The following is a 21,582-nucleotide window of genomic DNA, read 5'->3' as shown; positions in this document are numbered from 1 at the left end:
GGAGCAATTCCATGCGGCAAGACAAACTCACCACCAAACTGCAGGAAGCCTTGTCGGACTCGCAGAGCCTGGCAGTTGGCAATGACAACCAGTACATCGAGCCGGTCCACCTGCTGACCGCGCTGCTGAACCAGGACGACGGCAGCGCGCGCTCGCTGTTGCAGCGTGCCGGCGTCAATGTCGGCGGCCTGACCAAGGCGCTGGGCGCCTCGCTGGAGCGGCTGCCCAAGGTGTCCGGCACCGGCGGCGATGTGCAGGCGGGCCGCGAGCTGGTCTCGGTGCTAAACCTGGCGGACCGGGAAGCGCAGAAGCGCGTCGACCAGTTCATTTCCAGCGAGATGGTGCTGCTGGCGCTGACCGAGGACAAATCCGACGCCGGCAAGCTGGCGCGCGAGAACGGCCTGACCCGCAAATCGCTGGAGGCCGCCATCGACACCGTGCGCGGCGGCGCCAAGGTGGACAACGCCGAGGCCGAAGGCCAGCGCGAAGCCCTGAAAAAATACACGCTGGACCTGACCGAGCGCGCCCGCGCCGGCAAGCTCGACCCCGTGATCGGCCGCGACGACGAGATCCGCCGCGCGATCCAGGTGCTGCAACGCCGCACCAAGAACAATCCCGTGCTGATCGGCGAGCCCGGCGTCGGCAAGACCGCCATCGTCGAAGGCCTGGCGCAGCGCATCGTCAACAACGAGGTGCCCGATTCGCTCAAGGGCAAGCGCGTGCTGTCGCTGGACATGGCGGCGCTGGTGGCGGGCGCCAAGTACCGCGGCGAGTTCGAGGAGCGCCTGAAGTCGGTGCTCAAGGAGCTGGCCATGGACGAGGGCCAGACCATCGTCTTCATCGACGAGATGCACACGATGGTCGGCGCCGGCAAGGCCGACGGCGCCATGGACGCGGGCAATATGCTCAAGCCGGCGCTGGCGCGCGGCGAGCTGCACTGCGTCGGCGCCACCACCTTGGACGAATACCGCAAATACATCGAGAAGGATGCCGCGCTGGAGCGCCGCTTCCAGAAGATCCTGGTGGACGAGCCGTCGGTCGAGGCCACCATCGCCATCCTGCGCGGCTTGCAGGACAAGTATGAGCTGCACCACAAGGTCGCCATCTCGGACGCCGCCATCATCGCCGCGGCCGAGCTGTCGCACCGCTACATCACCGACCGCTTCCTGCCCGACAAGGCGATCGACCTGATCGACGAGGCCGCGTCCAAGATCAAGATCGAGATCGATTCCAAGCCGGAGGTGATGGACAAGCTGGAACGCCGCCTGATCCAGCTGAAGATCGAGAAGGAAGCCGTCAAGAAGGAAAAGGACGAGGCCTCGCGCCGCCGCCAGGACTTGATCGACGAAGAGATCGTCAAGCTGGGCCGGGAGCTGAACGACTACGAGGAAATCCTCAAGGCCGAGAAGGCGGTGGTGCAGGGCAGCACCCACATCAAGGAAGAGATCGAGAGCGTCAAGCTGCAGATGGAACAGGCCACGCGCGAGAGCAACTGGCAGCGCGTGTCGGAGTTACAGTACGGCCGCCTGCCCGAGCTGGAAGCGCAACTCAAGCAGGCCGAGAACGTCAACCTCAAGGCCGGCGACGCCGCCAGGCCCAAGCTGCTGCGCACCGAAGTGGGCGCCGAGGAAATCGCCGAGGTGGTGTCGCGCGCGACCGGCATCCCGGTGTCGCGCATGATGCAGGGCGAGCGCGACAAGCTGCTGCATATCGAAGAGAAGCTGCACGAGCGCGTGGTCGGCCAGGACGAGGCGATCGCCGCCGTGTCCGACGCCATCCGCCGTTCGCGCGCCGGCCTGTCCGATCCCAACCGCCCGTACGGCTCCTTCATGTTCCTGGGGCCGACCGGGGTCGGCAAGACCGAGCTGTCCAAGGCGCTGGCCGGCTTCCTGTTCGACACCGAGGAATCGATGATACGCATCGACATGAGCGAGTTCATGGAGAAGCATTCGGTGGCCCGCCTGATCGGCGCGCCGCCCGGCTACGTCGGCTACGACGAGGGCGGCTACCTGACCGAGGCCGTGCGCCGCAAGCCGTACAGCGTGATCCTGCTCGACGAGGTGGAGAAGGCGCATCCGGACGTGTTCAACGTGCTGCTGCAGGCGCTGGACGACGGCCGCATGACGGACGGCCAGGGCCGCACGGTGGACTTCAAGAACACGGTCATCATCATGACCTCCAACCTGGGCTCGCACAAGATCCAGGCGATGGAGGAATCCGATCCCGGCGTGGTCAAGCTGGCGGTGATGGCCGAGGTGCGCTCGCACTTCCGTCCCGAGTTCATCAACCGCATCGATGAAATCGTCGTGTTCCATGGCCTCGACGAGAAGAACATCGGCGCCATCGCCAAGATCCAGCTGGCGATCCTGGAGCAGCGCCTGGCCAAGATGGAGATGACGCTGACCATCACCGAGGACGCGCTGCAGAAGATCGCCGAGGCGGGCTACGATCCGGTGTATGGCGCGCGGCCGTTGAAGCGGGCGATCCAGCAGCAGATCGAGAATCCGCTGTCCAAGCTGATCCTGCAAGGCCGCTTCGGCCCCAAGGACACCATCCACATCGGTGTCGCGAACGGCGAGCTGGACTTCAGCTAACGCCGCTCAGCCTCGTGGTGGACGATGCGGTTGCGACCGTCGCGCTTGGCGCGGTAGAGCGCATCGTCCGCCCGTTTCAACACTTCCTCGCTGGAGCCGTCGCCGGGCTGCATCTCGCTCAGGCCGCCGCTGATGGTGGCGCCCTGGCCCAGCGTGCCCAGTTCCCGCAACTGCCCGGCGATGCGCAGCCGCAGCCGTTCGGCGATCGGCACCGCCTGTGCCCAGCTGGTGTGCGGCATCAGGATCACGAATTCATCGCCGCCCAGCCGGGCCGGAAAGTCGGTGGCGCGCAGCTCGCGCCGGCAGACTTCGGCCGTGGTCTGGATCGCCTTGTCGCCGCTCAGGTGGCCGTACTTGTCGTTGATGTCCTTGAAATGGTCGATGTCAAAGATCAGCACCGAGGCCGGCGTCTGGTAGCGGGCGTGTAGCTCGTGGTTGTCGCTGAGGGCCTGCATCAGTTTGCGGCGGTTGGCCAGGCCGCTCAGCGAGTCGGTCTCGCTTTGCATGCGCAGCAGCGCTTCCAGATTCTTGCTGGCGGTGATATTGCTGGCGACCCACAGCACGGCGTCCTCGCCCAGCACCTGGTAGTCCAGCGCCTGCACCCGGCCTTCAAACCAGATGGTGTCTTCCGGGCCGTCGCTGTCGAGGCCCTTCACATCCTTGCGGTTCAGCTGGTATTCGACCACATGCAAGCCCCGCTTGGCCAGCGCGACGGCGATCTGGGCCAGGAACCAGGCGGCTTTCTCGGCGTGCAGCACGTCGGGGATGCGCTTGCCGACCAGCGTGCTGCCGTCGTGGTAGTAGCGGGCGTCGGTGCCGCCGAAAATGGCGGCGTAGGCGCCGTTGCGCGTCAGGATAAATGCCGGGTCCGGCAGCGCGGCGAGCAGTGCCGCGATCTGTTCGCTCGAGAAGAGAGACACGTCCGTCATGCGATAGCGCTTTTCCAGTTGTTGAGTTTCCACTAATGTACCGTACTTTCGTCCAAGACAACATTAACGGTGCATAAATCGAAAACTTGATCGTTTATCTATTTTTCAGCGAAAAAAGCGGTCGGCGTGCTGCCGAAGGTCTTCTTGAACATGGCGGAAAAGGCCGACTGGCTGGCATAGCCCAGCTGCGCCGCCACTTGCGACAGCGGCACGCCGCGCGCGATCAGCGGCGCCGCGTGGGCCAGCCGCACCTGCTGGCGCCACTGGCTGAAGCTCATGCCCAGCTCGCGCTCGAACAGGCGGGTCAGCGTGCGCTCGGAGGCGCCGACCCGGCCGGCCCAGTCTTCCAGCGTGTGCTCGGCGCCGGGATCGGCGATCAGCGCGTCGCACAGGGTTTTCAGGCGCTTGTCCTCCGGCAGCGGCACGCGCAGCGCCCGGCCGGCGCAGCGCGGCAGTTCGTCGAGGATCATTTCGCCCAGCAGCCGCTCGCGGCCGGATTGCTCGCCCTGGTCGTGCTGCTCCAGCGCGGCCATCAGCTCGCGCAGCAGGCTGGACACTTCGACCACCTTGCAGGCGTCGGGGAAGGGCGAGCGGCTGGCGTGCACGCACAGCGGGCGCAGCCGGCTCGGCTCCAGCACCGTGATCGCGTGCTCGACGTCCGGCGCGATCCAGATGGCGCGCTGCGGCGGCACGATCCAGCTGCTGTGGTTGGCTGTCACCCGCATCACGCCCTGCATCGCGTAGGTGAACTGGCCCCACGGATGGTGGTGCGGCAGCAGCACGGCGGCGGCCGGCAGGTCGCGGCCGGACATGGTCAGCGGCCGGGCCGGGGTGGGGAAGTCGCAATGCCAGTTGAATTGCGTGTGTGTGACGACCGGTATCGGCATGGCGGATTCTCGACAAATGTTGACCCGCTATCTTAAATCGGCCTGGCGCCAAATGCTTACACTATGCTTTCTTTTTTTGAAACAGGGAGGCGGCATGAACCACACATCGTTGCTGCGGCAGGACGCCAGGGTCATCGGCCTGGTCGGGCTGGCGCATGGCACTTCGCATTTCTACCACGTGATCCTGGCGGCACTGATCCCCTGGCTGAAGCCGGAATTCCATCTTTCCTATGCCGAGCTGGGCTTGCTGATGACGGTGTTTTTCACCGTCTCCGGCGTGGGACAGGCGATGGCCGGCTTCATCGTCGACCGCTACAGCGCGCGCACGGTGCTGTTCAGCGGCATCGCGCTGCTGGGTTTGTCGGCTGTGATGCTGTCGAGCGCGCACAGCTACGCGCAGCTGATGCTGGGGGCTTTCCTGGCCGGCTGCGGCAACAGCGTGTTCCATCCGGCCGACTACACGCTGCTGAACCAGCGGGTGTCCAAGGCGCGGCTGACGCACGGCTTTTCGGTGCACGGCATCAGCGGCAATATCGGCTGGGCGATTTCGCCGCTGTTCCTGACCTTCGTGGCGGCGCGCACGGACTGGCGCACGGCGCTGTTGAGCGCGGCCCTGCTGCCGCTGGCGGTGCTGGCGCTGCTGGTGTGGAACCGCCACGCGCTGCGGCCGGAGCCGGTCGCGGCGCCGGCGGCTGGGCCGGCCGGCGGCGGCAAGGTCAGTGCGTTCAGCTTCCTGCGGCTGGAGGTGGTGTGGATGTGCTTTGCCTTCTTCCTGATCTCGGCGGTGGCGCTGGCCGGCATCCAGAGCTTCGCGGCCACCAGCCTGGTGAGCTTGTACGGCATGTCGCTGGCGTGGGCCACCACGGCCTACACCGCCTATATGCTGGCCTCGGCGGTGGGCATGCTGTACGGCGGCTTCCTGGGCGCCGGCAGCCGCCAACACGACCGCATCATCATGCTGGCGTTCGGCTCGGCGGCGCTGCTGGCGCTGGTGCTGGCCGCCGCCGTGGTGCCGGCCTGGATGGCGGTGGTGCTGATGGGATTGATCGGCCTGGTGACCGGCATCTCGGGGCCGTCGCGCGATCTGCTGATACGCGGCGCGGCGCCGGCCAATGCCACCGGCCGCGTGTTCGGCGTCGTGTATTCCGGCCTGGACAGCGGGCTGGCGCTGGGGCCGCTGCTGTTCGGCGCGCTGATGGACGCCAACCATCCGTCGGGCGTATTCATCGGCATCGCCGTGTTCCAGGCGCTGGTGATACTGACCGCGATCGGGGTCGGCAGCAAGACCCGCGTGGTGGGCATGCCCAAAACAGCTTAGAATCCTTGCTATCTTAACCAACACGCACGGGACCGCCATGAGCTTTGCCACCACCGATTTATGCGACGACAACGCCAAGCTGCTGGAGGACGGCCGCCTGGCCGTGCTGCCGCCGGTGTTCCTGCACTTTGGCAAGCAGCGGCGTTTTTCCGGCCGCGTGACCACGCTCAAGGTACATGAGGACAATGCGCTGGTGCGGTCGGTGCTGGAAACCCAGGGCGGCGGCAACGTGCTGGTGATCGACGGCGGCGGCAGCCTGCGCCGCGCGCTGGTCGGCGGCCAGCTGGGCTTGCTGGCCCAGGACAACGGCTGGGCCGGCATCATCGTCGACGGCTGCATCCGCGACTGCGATGAGATCAATTCCTGCGAAATCGGCGTGCGGGCGCTGGCCGCCCATCCGCAAAAGAGCAACAAGAAGGGCGTTGGCGAGCGCAACGTGCGGGTGCACATCCAGGGTGTGCCGGTGCAGCCTGGCGACTGGATCTACGCCGACGCCGACGGCATTCTGGTGGCGCAGCAAATGCTTGCCTGAGCCCGATCGTGCAGTTCCTGGACACCCCGTCAGCCACGCGGCGGACGGGGTGTTTTTCATCTGGCGGGGCATTCATTTCACATCGCGGGAATAGGTGACTGGCGGATACCTTTTTCTCTTCCATTCCAAGAAATGTCATCCCGCATCATAAAAAAATAAACATAAGTACATGATTTTTAATGAGATATATTTAGTTATATGTCTTATATAAGACTATTGGTGCATGGCACAAAGAGGTCTACTATTTGATTAACGGATTTCGTTTTTAAATAGGAGAGCACCATGGCAACCCGTGAACAGCAAATCGCAGCCTTGCAACAGGACTGGGACAGCAACCCTCGCTGGAAGGGCGTCACCCGTACTTACAGCGCCGCAGACGTGGTGCGCTTGCGCGGCTCCTTGCAGATCGAGCACACCCTGGCCAAGCGCGGCGCCGAAAAACTGTGGAGCCTGGTCAACAATGAGCCCTACATCAACGCGCTCGGCGCGCTGACCGGCAACCAGGCCATGCAGCAAGTCAAAGCCGGCCTGAAAGCGATTTACCTGTCCGGCTGGCAAGTTGCCGGCGACGCCAACCTGGCCGGCGAAATGTACCCCGACCAGTCGCTGTATCCGGCCAACTCGGTGCCGATGGTGGTCAAGCGCATCAACAACACCTTCCAGCGCGCCGACCAGATCCAGTGGTCCGAAGGCAAGGACGACATCGATTTCTTCGCGCCCATCGTGGCCGACGCCGAAGCCGGCTTCGGCGGCGTGCTGAACGCCTACGAGCTGATGAAATCCATGATCGAGGCCGGCGCCGCCGGCGTGCACTTCGAAGACCAGCTGGCGTCGGTCAAGAAATGCGGCCACATGGGCGGCAAGGTGCTGGTGCCGTCGCGTGAAGCCATCGAAAAACTGACCGCGGCCCGGCTGGCGGCCGATGTCATGGGCGTCTCGACGCTGGTGATCGCCCGCACCGACGCCGAAGCGGCCGACCTGCTGACCTCGGACGTGGACGACAACGACAAACCCTTCTGCACCGGCGAACGCACGGTGGAGGGCTTCTACAAGGTCAAGCCGGGCATGGAGCAGGCGATCTCGCGCGCGCTGGCGTATGCGCCGTACGCCGACCTGGTCTGGTGCGAGACCGGCAAGCCCGACCTGGCCTTCGCCAAGCGGTTCGCCGAAGCCGTGCACGCCCGCTTCCCCGGCAAGATGTTGGCCTACAACTGCTCGCCTTCGTTCAACTGGAAGAAAAACCTGGACGACGCCACCATCGCCAGGTTCCAGCGGGAGCTGGGCGCCATGGGCTACAAGTTCCAGTTCATCACGCTGGCCGGCTTCCATGCGCTGAACTACGGCATGTTCAACCTGGCGCACGGCTATGCGCGGCGCCAGATGTCGGCCTTTGTGGAATTGCAGGAGGCGGAATTCGCCGCCGCCGAGAAGGGCTACACGGCCGTCAAGCACCAGCGGGAAGTGGGCACCGGCTACTTCGATGCGGTGACCCAGTGCATCCAGAACGGCCAGTCGTCGACCACCGCGTTGCACGGTTCGACCGAGGATGAACAATTCTTCGACAAGAAGGTGGCCTGAGTTGGGCGGCGCGGCGCAGGCTGGCAGCAGCTTGCCCGCGCCGCGTTATTGCTTCAGGGCTTGCCGGCCAGGTGCTGATCCAGATGCTGTTTCAGACGGCCCTGGAAGTCGTCGATGTCGTTGATGGTGCCCAGGTCGTCGTCAACCTCCAGCATGTGGGTGGTGTGGCCGGGCGCGAACGATACGCTCGCTTCCACCTGTCCCTGCTTGTCGGTCAGCGAATGGCCTTGGACTGCGCCCAGGATGTTGTTCTGGTCGTCCGTAATGATCGTCATTTTCATACCATGCCTCCGCCTTGCAGGTTGTGGAAGGCGCCGCCTATGCCCTTGTTGTGGATCTGGACGAAATAGGTGGCGTTGCCGTTGTTTTCCTTGCGCTTGCTTTGCTGGTCCGCCATGTGGACCGCGCCCAGGTTGGGCGCCTTGACGTCGGCCGAGGCGAACTGCGTGCCATGGTCGCTGGGATAGCTGTAGCTCCAGAACGCCGTTTGCCCCGGCGCCAGGAAGGTCAGCGGACCTACGTTGTTGAATGCCATAATCTCCTCCATGAAAGGTCACCGCGCCTGCGGATGCAGCACGGCTGTTCCATCTTAGTCACCATGCTGGTGCACGCTTTGACGCAAACGATATGGGCGCTTTTTTGGCGGCAGGCGCTTTCTAGTGGATAATGCCGGATTGTTCCGCACCATCTCATTTAGGAAGTACCAAAGTTATGTTGAGTTACCGCCACGGTTTTCACGCGGGTAATCACGCCGATGTGTTGAAGCATTTCGTGACCATCCAGTTGATGCAGTATCTGAATCAAAAAGATACCGCGTACAGCTATATCGACACCCATTCCGGCGCCGGCGTCTACGCGCTCGACGGCACCTTCGCCTCCAAGAATGCCGAGTACGACACCGGCATCGGCCCGCTGTGGGAGCGCACCGACATGCCGGCGGCGCTCAAGGAATACGTCGACCTGGTGCGCGCCATGAACCCGAGCGGCAAGATGCGCTACTACCCGGGTTCGCCCTACATCGCCGACCAGGTCGCGCGCGAGCAGGACCGCCTGCGCCTGTTCGAGCTGCACCCGGCCGACGCCAAGCTGCTGGCCGATAACTTCCGCAAGCTCGACGAGCATGCCGCGCAGCAGGGCATCCGCTCGACCACGCGCGGCAAGCGCGTGCTGGTCACCCGCGGCGACGGCTTCCAGGCGCTGAAGGCGCTGCTGCCGCCGCCGTCGCGCCGCGCGCTGGTGCTGATCGATCCGCCGTATGAAGACAAGCAGGACTACAAAAAGGTCAAGGACACGCTGGCCGAGGCGCTGGTGCGCTTCCCGACCGGCACCTACGCGGTCTGGTATCCGCTGCTGCATCGCATGGAGTCGCGCCAGTTCGCCGACAAGCTCAAACAGCTGCAATGCAGCGACTGGCTCAACGTCGTGCTGACCACCAACACGCCGATGCCGGACGGCTTCGGTTTGCACAGCAGCGGCATGTTCATTTTGAACCCGCCGTACACGCTGGAGCCGATGCTGAAGGAAGTCACGCCCTACCTGGTCAAGGTGCTGGGCAAGGATTCCGGCGCCCGGTTCACGCTGGAAAGCGGCAAACCGACGGGTGTACGCAACAATGCGGTGCGCCGGCCAGTTACGCGCTAGAAAAATGTTGTCAGGACGGTATAGGCAGGTATAGTCTCGTAATTAGCGGATTGCCGCTTGAGACGGCAAACCGAATAAAAGCAGATTGCAGATTGGGAGTTTCCCATGATGATCGCGCCGTCCACGATGCCGTCCAAGCTAGCCGATAATTTCTTTCTTGCGCGCCAGCCCATCCTCAACCGGGGACAGCGGCTGGTGGCATACGAGCTGCTCTTTCGCGACGCCCGCGTTCGCAACGAAGCCACCATCACCGACGACGCCGAGGCCACCGCGACCGTGATCGCCCACGCTGCCGAGCTGGGCATGGAGCACGTGGTGGGCGACCAGATGGCCTTCGTCAACGTCGACGCCATCGGCCTGATGAGCGACTTCATCCGTTTTCTGCCGAACGACAAGGTCATCCTGGAAATCCTGGAGACCGTCAAAGCCACGCCGGAAATCCTCGACCGCATCCGCGAATTGAAGCAGGCCGGCTTCAAGTTCGCGCTGGACGACGTGATCGGCCAGTCCGAAGACGTGCAAAAATTCCAGCCGCTGTGCGACGTCATCAAGGTCGACATCAAGGAGATGCAGCCCGGCACCTTGCCGGCGCTGACGCGCGTGCTGAAGAACCCCAGGCAAAAGCTGCTGGCCGAAAAGGTCGAGACGATGGAGGAGTTCCAGCAGTGCATGGAGCTGGGCTTCGAATATTTCCAGGGCTATTATTTCGCGCGCCCCGTCATCCTCAGCGGCAAGAAGATTTCGCCGTCGCAGCGCAGCGTGCTGCATTTGCTGGACCTGCTCAACACCGACGCCAGCAGCCACGAGATCGAGCGCAGCGTCAAGCACGACGCGCTGATCACCTTGAATTTGCTGCGGTTGGTGAACACGCCGGCGGTCGGCGCGCGCTACCGCATCAACTCGGTTGGCCATGCGCTGATGGTGCTGGGGCGGCGCCAGCTCAAGCGCTGGCTGCAGATCCTGTTGTACGTGAAGAGCGGCGGCGCGCAGGAATTCACCTCGCCCTTGCTGCAGCTGGCCACCACGCGCGGCAAGACGATGGAGCTGATGGTCGAACATTTGCGGCCGGGGCAGCGCGTCAGCGCCGACATCGGCTTCACGGTGGGGGTGATGTCGCTGATGGACACGCTGTTCTCCATCCACATGCGCGACGTGCTGGAAAGCGTCAACGTGCTCGACGAGGTGCGCGCCGCGCTGCTGCACCGCAGCGGCGACTACGGCAGCATGCTGAGCCTGATCGAGCACATCGAGCGCAACCGCGACGGCAAGCAGCTGGCGCAGATGCTGCACCAGCTGGAGCTGACCCCGGCCGAGCTGTACGCGATCCAGCTGGCCGCGATCGAGTGGGTCACCGACTACACCCGCAGCGTCTAGTCACTGGCGCGGCGGCCCGCTATTCATGGCGCAGGGCGTCGGCCGGCTGGCTGCGCGTCGCCCACCAGCTCGGATACAGCGTCGACAGGAAGGACAGCGCCACCGCCACCGCGACCACGCCGGCCACGTCGTCCCAACGCAGCTCGGACGGCACGGCGCTGATGAAATAGATGTTCTTGGCCAGCAGGTGGGCGCCGCTCAGGTGCTCGAAGGCGGCCACCATCGCGCCCAGGTTCCAGGCGATCAGCACGCCGACGGCGGTGCCGGCCACCACCCCTAGCAGACCCGACAGCAGCCCCTGCACCATGAAGATCTTCATGATCGACAGCGGCCGCGCGCCCAGGGTGCGCAGGATGGCGACGTCGGCGCGCTTGTCGGTCACCGACATCACCAGCATGGCCACCACGTTGAACGCCGCCACGGCGACGATCAGCGACAGGATGATGAACATCATGGTCTTCTGGCTGCGCAGCGCGGCGAACCAGGTGGCGTTGCGCTGGGTCCAGTCGCGCAGGATGTACTGGCCGTCCAGCGTCTGCTTCAGCGCCTGCGCCACCTGCGGCGCCTGGTTGGCGTCGGCGATGCGCAAGCGCAGGCCGGCCGGCGCGTCGACCTGCTGCAGTTGCTCGGCGTCTTGCAGGTGGATGAAGGCCATGCCGGAATCGAATTCGAAGTGGCCGATCTCGAAGGTGCCGGCCACGGTGAAGCGGCGGGTCTGCGGCATCATGTTGCTGAGCGACGAATGCTGCGAGGGCAGGGCCAGGATCACCTGCTCGCCCTGCTTGACGTGCAGTTCCCTGGCCAGGTCGGCGCCGAGCACGATGTTGTAGGCGCCTGGCGTCAGCGCGGCGAAGCCGGCCGCGTTGTCGCCCTGGATGAACTCGGCCACCTTGGCTTCCTGCGCCGGCAGCACGCCGCGCAGGGTGGCCGGCTTCATGCGGTCGCCCTCCAGCAGCATGCCCTGCAGTTCGAGGAAGGGAGCGCTGGCCTGCACCGCGCCGTTGCGCGCCGTCGCGGCGGCCAGCGCCGGCCAGTCGGGCATCAGGCCGCGCGCGTCATACACTTCGATGTGCGACAGGACCGAGATCATGCGGGCGCTGACGTCGCGCTGGAAGCCGTTCATCACCGACAGCACCACGATCAGCGCGGCGACGCCCAGGCCGACGCCGGTGATCGACGCCAGCGACATGAAGGAGACGAAGCTGTTGCGGCCGCCGCGCCGTCCGGCGCGCACATAGCGCACGCCGATCAGCCATTCGTACGGCAGGTGGCGGGCCACCGCTTACTGGCCCAGCAGCAGGAACACGGTCGGCTTCTTGTGGAAGTCCGGCGCCTTGGCGCTCTTCCATTGCGACGCGGTCATGGTGCGGATGGTTTCCGACGGCAGGCTCAGGTCGGTCGCCACGCACAGCAGCGTGCCCGGCGCGCAGGCCGCGATCAGCGCTTCGAGCATGGCGGCGTTGCGGTAGGGCGTCTCGATGAACAGCTGCGTCTGCTTTTCCTTGCGCGAGCGCAGCTCCAGTTCCTTGATGCGGGTGGTGCGCTGCGCCGCGTCGGTCGGCAGGTAGCCGTTGAAGGCGAAGCTCTGGCCGTTCAGCCCGCTCGCCATGACGGCCAGTAGCAAGGACGACGGCCCCACCAGCGGCCGCACCGGGATGTTGTGCTGATGCGCCAGCCGCACCAGGTCGGCGCCGGGATCGGCCACCGCCGGCACGCCGGCTTCCGACACCAGGCCGCCATCGCGCCCCGCCAGCAGCGGCGCCAGCAGGCCCGCCAGCGCGGCCGCGGGGGTGTTGACGTTCAGTTCGGAGATGGTGATCTCCTGCAGCGGCTTGGCCAGCGGATGCTGGGCGTTGACCAGTTTGAGGAAGGCGCGCGCCGTCTTGGCGTTCTCGGCGACGAAATAGTCGAGCTGCGAGGTGATCTGCTGCACCTGTTCGGGCAGCACGGAGGCGAGCGCTTCAGTCTCGCCCAGGGTGTTCGGTATTAAAAAGAGGGTGCCGGGCATAAAAACAGTCAAAGATTAAAAAAAGAAACGCCGATGTTGCGCAGCATGCCTGTCAGCGCGATCAAAGGCAAGCCGGTGAGGGCGGTCGGGTCGCTGCTGTCGATGCGTTCCAGGATGGCGATGCCCAGCGCCTCGTTCTTGGCGCTGCCGGCGCAGTCGTAGGGCTGCTCGATGCGCAGGTAGGCGTCCAGCTCGGCGTCGGGCAGGTCGCGGAACTTGACGACGGTCTGGATGTCTTCCAATTGGAAGCTCTGGTCGCGGCCATCCCATACGCACAGCGCGGTGTGGAAGACCACCTCGCGCCCGCGCATGGTCTGCAGCTGGGCCAGCGCGTTGGCGTGGTCGCCCGGCTTGCCGATTTGCCGGTCGTCCAAGGTGGCGACCTGGTCGGAGCCGATGACGACGCGGCCCGGCAGCTTGGCGGCCACGGCGGCGGCTTTTTCGCGCGCCAGGCGCAGCGCGGTGGCGCTGGGCGACTCGCCGGGGAGGGGGCTTTCGTCGATGTCCGGCACCGCCACGTCGAACGGCAGTTGCAACCGTGATAAGAGTTCCTTGCGGTAGGCGGAGCTGGAGGCGAGTACGAGTAAACTTGATGTCATGTGGGGAATGTTATATGCTCTGTCGCCGGTAGTGCCAGCGGCACAAAAAGAACGAAAAATACGCTAAGGCTTTGACTTGACGATGAAAACCCTGTTATTATCGCAGGTTTTCCGGGGAAATTTCTGTAATGAATGCTATTGTGATCGACGCCTTTGATTTTTGTCGGAGCAACGGCAGCCAGCACGGCGTGACGCCTGTTGCCGAAATGACCCGTTTGATCAAGGATTGTGCCGATACGTCGGGCACGATAACCTGGACGGCAGCAGGGGGTACCAGCAAGATGGGCTTCCCGCAGTTGACGCTGTCGGTTTCCGGCACCGTGCGACTGGTCTGCCAGCGCTGCCTGACCTCGTATGCGCACACCATCGATGCCCAAACGGTGCTGATGCTGGGCAAGGACGATGAGCAGGCTGACGAGATCGAAGAAATGCTCAGCGACGAAACGATCGATGTGATCGTCGGCAGCCGCAGCATGGAGTTGATGGATTTGGTGGAAGACGAAGCGTTGCTGGCCCTGCCGCACACGCCGAAACACGCAGTCTGCCCCGATACCGCTCTGCTGGACAAGGCAAAGAGCGAGAAGCTGTCGCCGTTCGACGCCCTCAAGGGCCTCAAATCCGAATAAAGCAGTACCGAATATGTAGTGTTGTAAAGAACGTGTCAAACGCGTGTAGTAAATCGAGTATGGCAAGTCAGCAGTGAAATGTAGTAAATCTCAGTTTAACTATGCCGGTTCAGTTTTGCCGGCAGGATACTCGATTCGCATGTATTTGCTGGTCGAATGTGTTAAAATTTTAGAACTTATGTATTAGGAGTCATTAACATGGCAGTTCAACAGAACAAGAAGTCCCCTTCGAAGCGCGGTATGCACCGTTCGCACGATTTCCTGGTTGCTCCACAACTGGGCATCGAGCCAACCACCGGTGAAACCCACCTGCGTCACCACATCAGCCCTAACGGCTTCTACCGTGGTCGTAAAGTCCTGAAAACCAAAAACGACGAGTAATCGACGCTTTTGCTGGACCCGGAAATAGGCGGTGCTACGTGGATAACTCGCGAAGCATCGCTTTTTCTTTATCATCGGCTGCAATCCTCTTTTGCACACCGTCATTTTGAAACGCGTAGACCTGGAAAGTGTTGGTCCGCAGCTTGCCGCAGCTTGCCTCGTAAAGGCTGGAGCGTGGTACTGAATCAAAGCAAATGACAATCAAAATTTCTATCGACTGTATGGGTGGCGATCACGGCCCGTCGGTCACTATCCCCGCCGCTGTTTCCTTCCTCAAACGTGAGCCTGACGCTGAACTGATCTTGGTCGGTTTGGAGGATGTCATCCGCGCGGAACTGAAAAAGCTGCACGCCGACGCGCATCCGCGCATCACCGTGCAACACGCTTCCGAACAAGTCACCATGGACGATCCGCTCGAAGTGGCCCTGCGCCGCAAGAAGGATTCGTCGATGCGCGTCGCCATCGAGCAAGTCAAGGACGGCAAGGCCCAGGCCTGCGTCTCGGCCGGCAACACCGGCGCCTTGATGGCGGTGTCGCGCTACGTGCTCAAGACCATGACCGGCGTCGACCGTCCGGCCATCTGCGGCATCATGCCGAACCAGAAAAATGGTCCGACCTATATGCTGGACCTGGGCGCCAACGTCGATTGCGAACCGCATCACCTGCACCAGTTCGCCATCATGGGCTCGGTGCTGGTCGCCGCCATGGAAAAAATCGAGCGCCCCACCATCGGCCTGCTGAACGTCGGCACCGAAGACATCAAGGGCAACGAAGTGGTCAAGGCCACCAGCAAGCTGCTGCAGCTCGATCACGAGCGCGGCGCGCTCAACTTCTACGGCAACGTCGAAGGCAACGACATCTTCAAGGGCACCACCGACATCGTGGTGTGCGACGGTTTCGTCGGCAACGTCACCCTGAAGGCGGTGGAGGGCGTGGCGCGCTTCTTCGGCGACACGCTGCGCACCGAATTCAAGCGTAACCTGTTGACCATGCTGGGCGCCCTGTTCGGTGGCGGCGCGCTGAAGGCGGTCAAAGACCGCTTCCAGCCATCGCGTCATAATGGTGCCAGTCTGCTGGGCCTGCGCGGCCTGGTGTTCAAGAGTCACGGCGGCGCCGACGCCTATTCATTTGAATGGGCGATCCGACGAGCGTATGATGCTGCAAAAAATGATGTGTTGGGACATATCTCGGAAATGATCGCCGAGCTCATGCCGCGCAACACGGATACTCCGGAAGTACCTAGCTCAACTATTTAGTGGACGGTAGACGGCATGACTTTGTACAGCAAAATTATAGGCACCGGCAGCTATCTGCCGGAAAAGCGGGTGAGCAACCAGGATCTGGCTGACCAACTCGCCGCCAAAGGCATCGAGACTTCGGACGAATGGATTGTCAGCCGCAGCGGTATTTCGGCGCGCCACTTCGCCGAGCCTGAACAGAAATCGTCCGACCTGGCGGTCAACGCCGCCAAGCAGGCGCTGGAGATGGCCGGCCTGGAGCCGAACGATATCGACCTCATCGTGCTGGCCAGTTCGACGCCGGACTTCTTCGGCAGCTTCCCCAGCACCGCCTGCATCGTGCAGAAAAAGCTGGGCATCACCAACAACAGCGCGGCGGTCGACGTGCAGGCCGTGTGCAGCGGCTTCGTCTACGCCGTCTCCACCGCCGACGCCTTCATCCGCGCCGGTGTGCACAAGAACGTGCTGGTGATCGGCGCCGAAGTGTTCTCGCGCATCCTCAATTTCGACGACCGCACCACCTGCGTGCTGTTCGGCGACGGCGCCGGCGCCATCGTGTTGAGCGCATCGGAAGAGCCGGGCATCCTGGCCACCAAGCTGCACGCGGACGGCCGTTATTCGGACATCCTCAGCGTGCCGGGTTCGGTCGACGGCGGCGCGGTTGCCGGCAGCGCCTTCCTCTACATGGATGGCCCCGCCGTGTTCAAACTGGCTGTGTCGGTACTGGAAAAAGTCGCGCACGAAGCGCTGGACAAGGCCAATATGACCGCCGACCAGATCGACTGGCTGATTCCGCACCAGGCCAATATCCGCATCATGAACAGCACCGCCAAGAAGCTGGGCCTGCCTGTTGAGAAGATGGTCGTCACCGTCGACCAGCACGGCAATACCTCGGCCGCGTCGATCCCGCTGGCGCTGGACGTGGCCGTGCGCGATGGCCGCATCAAGAAGGGCCAGCACATCATGATGGAAGGTGTGGGCGGCGGCTTTACCTGGGGCGCCGTCCTGGTGAAGATGAATGGCCTTCCTGATGTTCGCCAGGACTAGGCCAAGTTTTAACGGCCTGAATTAGAATTAGAGTTCTAACGGGCTCAGCGGTAGCAAGCTTGTCACGATGGCATGCTAGCGTAGCGTTCAATAAAAATGAGATGGATGAAGTATGACTAAATTTGCTTTTGTATTTCCAGGCCAGGGTTCGCAAGCGATCGCGATGATGGACGGCTTCGCCGGTAATCCGGTGGTGGCGCAAACCATCGCCGAAGCGTCCGATGCCCTGCAATTCGACCTGGGCAAGCTGATGGCCGAAGGTCCGAAGGAAGAGCTCGACCTGACCACCAATACCCAGCCGGTGATGCTGACCGCCGCGGTCGCTGTCTACCGCGCCTGGATCGCCGCCGGCGGTCCGCTGCCGTCCATCGTTGCCGGCCACAGCCTGGGTGAATACTCGGCGTTGGTGGCTGCCGGTGTGATCTCGTTCAAGGATGCCGTGCCGCTGGTGCGCTTCCGCGCGCAGGCGATGCAGGAAGCCGTGCCGGTCGGCATGGGCACCATGGCCGTCGTGCTGGGCCTGTCGGACGACGACGTCCGCGCCGCCTGCGCCGAAGCCGCCGCCGCCGTGGTCGGCGCGGTGGTCGAGGCCGTCAACTTCAACGCGCCGCTGCAAGTGGTGATCGCCGGCGACACCATCGCCGTCGAGCGCGCCTGCGAGATCGCCAAGGCCAAGGGCGCCAAGCGCGCCATGAAGCTGCCGGTGTCGGCGCCGTTCCACTCGTCGCTGCTGAAGCCGGCGTCGGACCGCCTGCGCGAGTACATGGATGGCCTGACGTTCTCGGCGCCGCAGATCGCGTTGATCAACAACGTCGACGTCGCCGTGCTGAACGATCCGGCCAGCATCAAGGATGCGCTGGTGCGCCAGGCCGCCGCGCCGGTGCGCTGGGTCGAGACCATGCAGAAAGTCGCCGCCGAAGGCATCACGCAAGTGGTCGAGTGCGGTCCCGGCAAGGTGCTGATGGGCTTGACCAAGCGCATCGACGCCACGCTGGTGGGCGACGCCATCACCGACCAAGCCTCGCTGGAGCGCGTGTTGACCCTGCTTAAATAAGCGGCCGGGTTTTCAGGCACACTCCCTCAACGTATAAGGATACAAATGAATTTAGCACATCAAATTGCCCTGGTAACGGGCGCATCGCGTGGCATCGGCAAGGCCATTGCCCAGGAGCTGGCCCGTCAAGGCGCCCGCGTGATCGGCACCGCCACCACCGAAGCCGGCGCCGAGGCGATCTCGGCCTATCTGGCCGAGCTCGGCGCAGAAGCCGGCAAGGGCATGGTCCTCAATGTCACCGACGCCGCGCGCTGCGCCGCCGTCATCGACGAAATCAGCAAGACCTGGGGCGCCGTCGGCATTCTGGTCAACAACGCCGGCATCACCCAGGACCAGTTGGCCATGCGCATGAAGGACGAGGAGTGGGACAGCGTCATCGCCACCAACCTGAGCTCGGTCGGCCGCCTGTCGCGCGCCGTGCTGCGCGGCATGATGAAGGCCAAGACCGGGCGTATCATCAACATCACTTCGGTGGTGGCGTCCTCCGGCAATCCGGGCCAGATGAACTACGCCGCCGCCAAGGCCGGCGTGGAGGGCATGGGCCGCGCGCTGGCGCGTGAAATCGGCAGCCGCAACATCACCGTCAACAGCGTGGCGCCGGGCTTCATCGACACCGACATGACCAAGGCGCTGGGCGAAGAGCAGCATGCCGCCTTGCTGACCCAGATTCCGCTGGCGCGCCTGGGCAAGCCCGAGGACATCGCCGCCGCCGTGGCCTTCCTGGCGTCGCCGCAGGCGGCGTATATTACCGGTACCACCCTGCACGTGAACGGCGGGATGTACATGAACTGATGTGTTCCGGTGGCGTAAAATTCACCGGATCTCGTCTTTTAGCAGTGATTTCGGACTAGTTGTAGGCAAATACGCAGCAGCTACCGAAATTAGTTTTTCAGTGCGCAAACCTGATAAAATGCGCGCTTTCCGTAACAAACAAAATGGAGCCATAACATGTCGGATATCGAACAACGCGTTAAGAAAATCGTCGCTGAGCAACTGGGCGTCGCCGAAGCAGACATCAAGATCGAATCCTCGTTCGTCGACGACCTCGGCGCTGACTCCCTGGACACCGTGGAGCTGGTGATGGCCCTGGAAGACGAATTCGAAATGGAAATCCCTGACGAACAAGCAGAAAAGATCACCACCGTGCAGCAAGCGATCGACTACGCTACCGCCCACGTCAAGGCGTAATTTCTGCCCGATCGACTTTAGGAGAATCGCTTGAGAGGTTCTAAAAACCGTCGTGTTGTCATCACCGGCCTGGGCGCCGTGACTCCGGTCGGCAATACTGTTGCCGAATCGTGGGCCGCGATCACCGAGGGTAAATCCGGGATTGCCAACATCACCAAGTTTGATGCGCAAGCTTTCACCACCAAGTTCGCCGGTGAAGTCAAAGGCTTCAATATCGAGGATTACATCCCCGCCAAGGAAGCGCGCCACATGGATACGTTTATCCATTACGGCATGGCGGCCGGCATGCAGTCGGTGCAAGACTCCGGCATCGTCGTCACCGAAGAGAACGCCGATCGCATCGGCGTCATCATCGGTTCCGGTATCGGCGGCCTGCCGCTGATCGAAGAAACCAAGGAAGAGTACGACAAGCGCGGTCCGCGCCGTATTTCGCCGTTCTTCGTGCCTGCCTCGATCATCAACATGATCTCGGGCAACCTGTCGATCAAGTACGGCATGCGTGGTCCTAACCTGTCGATCGTCACGGCCTGCACCACCGGCCTGCACTGCATCGGCGCGGCTGCCCGCATGATTGAGTACGGCGACGCCGACGTCATGGTGGCAGGCGGTGCGGAATCGACCGTGTCGCCACTGGGTCTGGGCGGTTTCGCCTCGGCCCGCGCGCTGTCGACCCGCAACGACGATCCAGCGACCGCGTCCCGCCCCTGGGACATGGACCGCGACGGTTTCGTGCTGGGCGAAGGCGCTGGCGTGATGGTGCTCGAAGAGTACGAGCACGCCAAGGCCCGCGGCGCCAAGATCTACGCTGAGCTGCTGGGGTTCGGGATGAGCGCTGACGCTTATCACATGACCTCGCCATTGGAAGATGGCAGCGGCGGCAGCAAGTCCGTGATTGCAGCGCTGGCCAACGCCGGCATCAATCCGGACCAGGTGCACTACCTGAACGCACACGGCACGTCGACCCCGCAAGGCGACGTGGCGGAAGTGCAGGGCATCAAGCGCACCTTCGGCGCGCACGCCAAGAACATGGTGATCAATTCGACCAAGTCGATGACCGGTCACCTGTTGGGCGGCGCCGGCGGCCTGGAAGCAGTGTTTACGGTACTGGCGGTACACCATCAGGTGTCGCCTCCGACCATCAACATCTTCAACCAGGACCCTGCTTGCGACCTGGACTTCTGCGCTAACGTGGCCCGTCCGATGAAGATCGAGTATGCAGTCAAGAACTCGTTCGGCTTCGGCGGTACCAACGGTAGCCTGGTGTTCGGCAAGATCTAAAGTCCGTAAAAAGTTCGACCTCGCGTTGAACTAATCCCCGCGATCCCTGTCAAAACAGGGTGAGCGTGGATTCGGCGCCGGCATTCGCCGGCGCCAGAATTGCCCGGCCTTCGCGGTCGGCGCTTCCGATTGTTATTCCCTGTTTTGTTGCACCGTTGTTGAACGCACGCTGCTGTCATGTCGATCGCGGTTTCCGTCATCGTTCGCCCCTCGTCCGGTTTGCGCCTGCTGCATGCCGGCGCGTGTTGCTGCGCGATGGTGTCGGCTGCCGCCTGTCCCGGTTGGTACGCGCCATTGTGTTGCGTGCTGGCCGGGCTATTTGGCCTGTGGCATGGACGTCCGTATCGTTTTGCACGTCAGCTTGATATTTCCGCTGTCGGCCAATTGCGGCTGACGGTATACCGGGAGACGGGGATGGCGCTGCGCCTGCTGGAAGGCTCGACCATATGGCCGGGTTTGCTGCTTTTGCGGCTGGGCGACGGCGACGGCCACGTGCGGCTGGTGACGGTGTTGCTCGACAGTGTAACGCCCGCCGATTGGCGCGCCTTGTCGCTGGCTTGCCGGGCCATCGCCGCACGGGCTGAAATAAAAACGCGAACACTGTGAACTTCTTGCAGCGGGCTAACTCTATAGCATATGGCTATATTATTCGGCCACGCTGCATGCCACCGAGGAATGCAGGAGTGACGACAGAACGTGAGTGCGACCAGGTGCTGGTGGACCGGGTACGGGATGGTGACAAGCAGGCGTTTGATCTGCTGGTGGCGAAATACCAACGCCGGCTGATGCGCCTGCTGTCGCGCATCGTCCACGATCCGGCCGAAGCCGAGGATGTGGTGCAGGAGACATTTATCAAGGCCTACCGCGCGCTGCGGCATTTCCGTGGCGACTCGGCCTTTTATACGTGGCTGTACCGCATCGGCATCAACACCGCCAAGAATTTTCTGGCGACGCAGGGGCGCCGCACGCCCACGTCGACCGAAGCCGACGCCGAACAAGCCGAAGCCTTTAACGATGGCGAGCATTTGCGCGACATCAATACGCCGGAATCCATGCTGGCAAGCAAGCAAATCGCCCAAACCGTCAACGCGGCGATGGACGCCTTGCCCGTGGATTTACGCACCGCGATCGCCTTGCGCGAGATCGAGGGACTGAGCTATGAGGAAATTTCCGACATCATGGCCTGTCCGATCGGCACGGTGCGCAGTCGCATATTCCGCGCCCGCGAAGTCATCGCCGAGAAATTGAGGCCTATGCTGGATTTGCCGGTTGACAAGCGCTGGTAAGCGGCGAATGATGGCAATTCTTAT

Annotated in this window: 23 protein-coding genes; 16 read left to right on the top strand and 7 right to left on the bottom strand. The window is 63.1% G+C overall.

The window, feature by feature from the left end:
• The first annotated feature begins 11 nt into the window (after positions 1-11).
• On the top strand, positions 12-2,594 hold the full coding sequence (gene clpB / locus AC07OK_RS01600) for an ATP-dependent chaperone ClpB (protein ID WP_494688656.1): 2,583 nt from the start codon (positions 12-14) through the stop codon (positions 2,592-2,594).
• Here clpB and AC07OK_RS01595 read toward each other — a convergent pair.
• Positions 2,591-3,556: a GGDEF domain-containing protein gene (locus AC07OK_RS01595; RefSeq protein ID WP_494688655.1), complete on the bottom strand. Its 966-nt coding sequence runs from the start codon at positions 3,554-3,556 to the stop codon at positions 2,591-2,593. The two genes, clpB and AC07OK_RS01595, sit on opposite strands and share 4 nt — an antisense overlap.
• A gap of 65 nt (positions 3,557-3,621) precedes the next feature.
• Entirely contained in the window at positions 3,622-4,410 is a 789-nt protein-coding gene (locus tag AC07OK_RS01590; RefSeq protein ID WP_494688654.1) for an AraC family transcriptional regulator, read from the bottom strand.
• Positions 4,411-4,504: 94 nt separating this feature from the next.
• Between AC07OK_RS01590 and AC07OK_RS01585 the strand changes: the two genes are divergently transcribed.
• From AC07OK_RS01585 to aceA, 3 genes are all read left to right on the top strand, one after another.
• Positions 4,505-5,728: an MFS transporter gene (locus tag AC07OK_RS01585; RefSeq protein ID WP_494688653.1), complete on the top strand. Its 1,224-nt coding sequence runs from the start codon at positions 4,505-4,507 to the stop codon at positions 5,726-5,728.
• Positions 5,729-5,765: 37 nt separating this feature from the next.
• A complete protein-coding gene (rraA, locus tag AC07OK_RS01580) occupies positions 5,766-6,260 on the top strand; it encodes a ribonuclease E activity regulator RraA (RefSeq protein ID WP_494688652.1) in 495 nt (164 codons plus the stop codon).
• A gap of 282 nt (positions 6,261-6,542) precedes the next feature.
• Complete coding sequence (gene aceA / locus AC07OK_RS01575) at positions 6,543-7,838, top strand: isocitrate lyase (protein WP_494688651.1); 1,296 nt, start codon at positions 6,543-6,545, stop codon at positions 7,836-7,838.
• Between the two features lie 53 nt (positions 7,839-7,891).
• On the opposite strand, the gene AC07OK_RS01570 is transcribed toward aceA, so the two are convergent.
• Both AC07OK_RS01570 and AC07OK_RS01565 read right to left on the bottom strand, forming a co-directional pair.
• Entirely contained in the window at positions 7,892-8,113 is a 222-nt protein-coding gene (locus AC07OK_RS01570) for a hypothetical protein (protein WP_494688650.1), read from the bottom strand.
• A gap of 2 nt (positions 8,114-8,115) precedes the next feature.
• Positions 8,116-8,373: a hypothetical protein gene (locus AC07OK_RS01565; RefSeq protein WP_492923629.1), complete on the bottom strand. Its 258-nt coding sequence runs from the start codon at positions 8,371-8,373 to the stop codon at positions 8,116-8,118.
• A 176-nt stretch (positions 8,374-8,549) separates the two neighbouring features.
• On the opposite strand from AC07OK_RS01565, the gene AC07OK_RS01560 reads away from it, so the two are divergent.
• Positions 8,550-9,479 carry a 23S rRNA (adenine(2030)-N(6))-methyltransferase RlmJ gene (locus tag AC07OK_RS01560; protein WP_494688649.1) on the top strand — a complete coding sequence of 310 codons (930 nt, stop codon included), beginning with the start codon at positions 8,550-8,552 and terminating at the stop codon, positions 9,477-9,479.
• A 105-nt stretch (positions 9,480-9,584) separates the two neighbouring features.
• A complete protein-coding gene (locus AC07OK_RS01555; RefSeq protein ID WP_494688648.1) occupies positions 9,585-10,853 on the top strand; it encodes an EAL and HDOD domain-containing protein in 1,269 nt (422 codons plus the stop codon).
• Positions 10,854-10,872: 19 nt separating this feature from the next.
• On the opposite strand, the gene AC07OK_RS01550 is transcribed toward AC07OK_RS01555, so the two are convergent.
• The 3 genes from AC07OK_RS01550 to AC07OK_RS01540 are packed head-to-tail and all read right to left on the bottom strand — an operon-like array spanning position 10,873 to position 13,460.
• The gene (locus AC07OK_RS01550; RefSeq protein ID WP_494688647.1) at positions 10,873-12,132 is read right to left on the bottom strand and encodes a lipoprotein-releasing ABC transporter permease subunit; all 1,260 of its coding nucleotides are present in this window, start codon (positions 12,130-12,132) and stop codon (positions 10,873-10,875) included.
• A 3-nt stretch (positions 12,133-12,135) separates the two neighbouring features.
• On the bottom strand, positions 12,136-12,861 hold the full coding sequence (locus AC07OK_RS01545; RefSeq protein WP_217945901.1) for an SAM-dependent methyltransferase: 726 nt from the start codon (positions 12,859-12,861) through the stop codon (positions 12,136-12,138).
• An 8-nt stretch (positions 12,862-12,869) separates the two neighbouring features.
• Positions 12,870-13,460: a Maf family nucleotide pyrophosphatase gene (locus AC07OK_RS01540; protein WP_494688646.1), complete on the bottom strand. Its 591-nt coding sequence runs from the start codon at positions 13,458-13,460 to the stop codon at positions 12,870-12,872.
• A 128-nt stretch (positions 13,461-13,588) separates the two neighbouring features.
• Between AC07OK_RS01540 and AC07OK_RS01535 the strand changes: the two genes are divergently transcribed.
• The 10 genes from AC07OK_RS01535 (at position 13,589) to rpoE (ending at position 21,558) form a co-directional block, all read left to right on the top strand.
• On the top strand, positions 13,589-14,086 hold the full coding sequence (locus AC07OK_RS01535) for a YceD family protein (RefSeq protein WP_494688645.1): 498 nt from the start codon (positions 13,589-13,591) through the stop codon (positions 14,084-14,086).
• Between the two features lie 198 nt (positions 14,087-14,284).
• Positions 14,285-14,467 (top strand): 50S ribosomal protein L32, encoded by a 183-nt coding sequence (gene rpmF / locus AC07OK_RS01530; RefSeq protein WP_008449924.1) that lies wholly within the window; start codon positions 14,285-14,287, stop codon positions 14,465-14,467.
• A 194-nt stretch (positions 14,468-14,661) separates the two neighbouring features.
• Positions 14,662-15,723, top strand: coding sequence for a phosphate acyltransferase PlsX (gene plsX / locus AC07OK_RS01525; RefSeq protein ID WP_494688644.1), 1,062 nt, complete (start codon positions 14,662-14,664; stop codon positions 15,721-15,723).
• 15 nt (positions 15,724-15,738) lie between these two features.
• Entirely contained in the window at positions 15,739-16,752 is a 1,014-nt protein-coding gene (locus AC07OK_RS01520) for a beta-ketoacyl-ACP synthase III (protein WP_494688643.1), read from the top strand.
• 112 nt (positions 16,753-16,864) lie between these two features.
• Complete coding sequence (gene fabD, locus AC07OK_RS01515; protein ID WP_494688642.1) at positions 16,865-17,806, top strand: ACP S-malonyltransferase; 942 nt, start codon at positions 16,865-16,867, stop codon at positions 17,804-17,806.
• A 45-nt stretch (positions 17,807-17,851) separates the two neighbouring features.
• A complete protein-coding gene (fabG, locus tag AC07OK_RS01510; RefSeq protein WP_494688641.1) occupies positions 17,852-18,598 on the top strand; it encodes a 3-oxoacyl-ACP reductase FabG in 747 nt (248 codons plus the stop codon).
• Between the two features lie 156 nt (positions 18,599-18,754).
• Complete coding sequence (gene acpP / locus AC07OK_RS01505; protein WP_008449912.1) at positions 18,755-18,994, top strand: acyl carrier protein; 240 nt, start codon at positions 18,755-18,757, stop codon at positions 18,992-18,994.
• Between the two features lie 30 nt (positions 18,995-19,024).
• Positions 19,025-20,272, top strand: a complete 1,248-nt coding sequence (gene fabF / locus AC07OK_RS01500) for a beta-ketoacyl-ACP synthase II (protein WP_445228937.1) — start codon at positions 19,025-19,027, stop codon at positions 20,270-20,272.
• A 177-nt stretch (positions 20,273-20,449) separates the two neighbouring features.
• Positions 20,450-20,878, top strand: coding sequence for a protein YgfX (locus AC07OK_RS01495; RefSeq protein WP_494688640.1), 429 nt, complete (start codon positions 20,450-20,452; stop codon positions 20,876-20,878).
• A 77-nt stretch (positions 20,879-20,955) separates the two neighbouring features.
• Positions 20,956-21,558 carry an RNA polymerase sigma factor RpoE gene (gene rpoE / locus AC07OK_RS01490; protein WP_494688639.1) on the top strand — a complete coding sequence of 201 codons (603 nt, stop codon included), beginning with the start codon at positions 20,956-20,958 and terminating at the stop codon, positions 21,556-21,558.
• Positions 21,559-21,582: the final 24 nt, after the last annotated feature.

The organism is Duganella sp. GW821-FHT07G03 (assembly GCF_059418605.1).
This window is presented reverse-complemented; position numbering and strand designations above follow the sequence as displayed.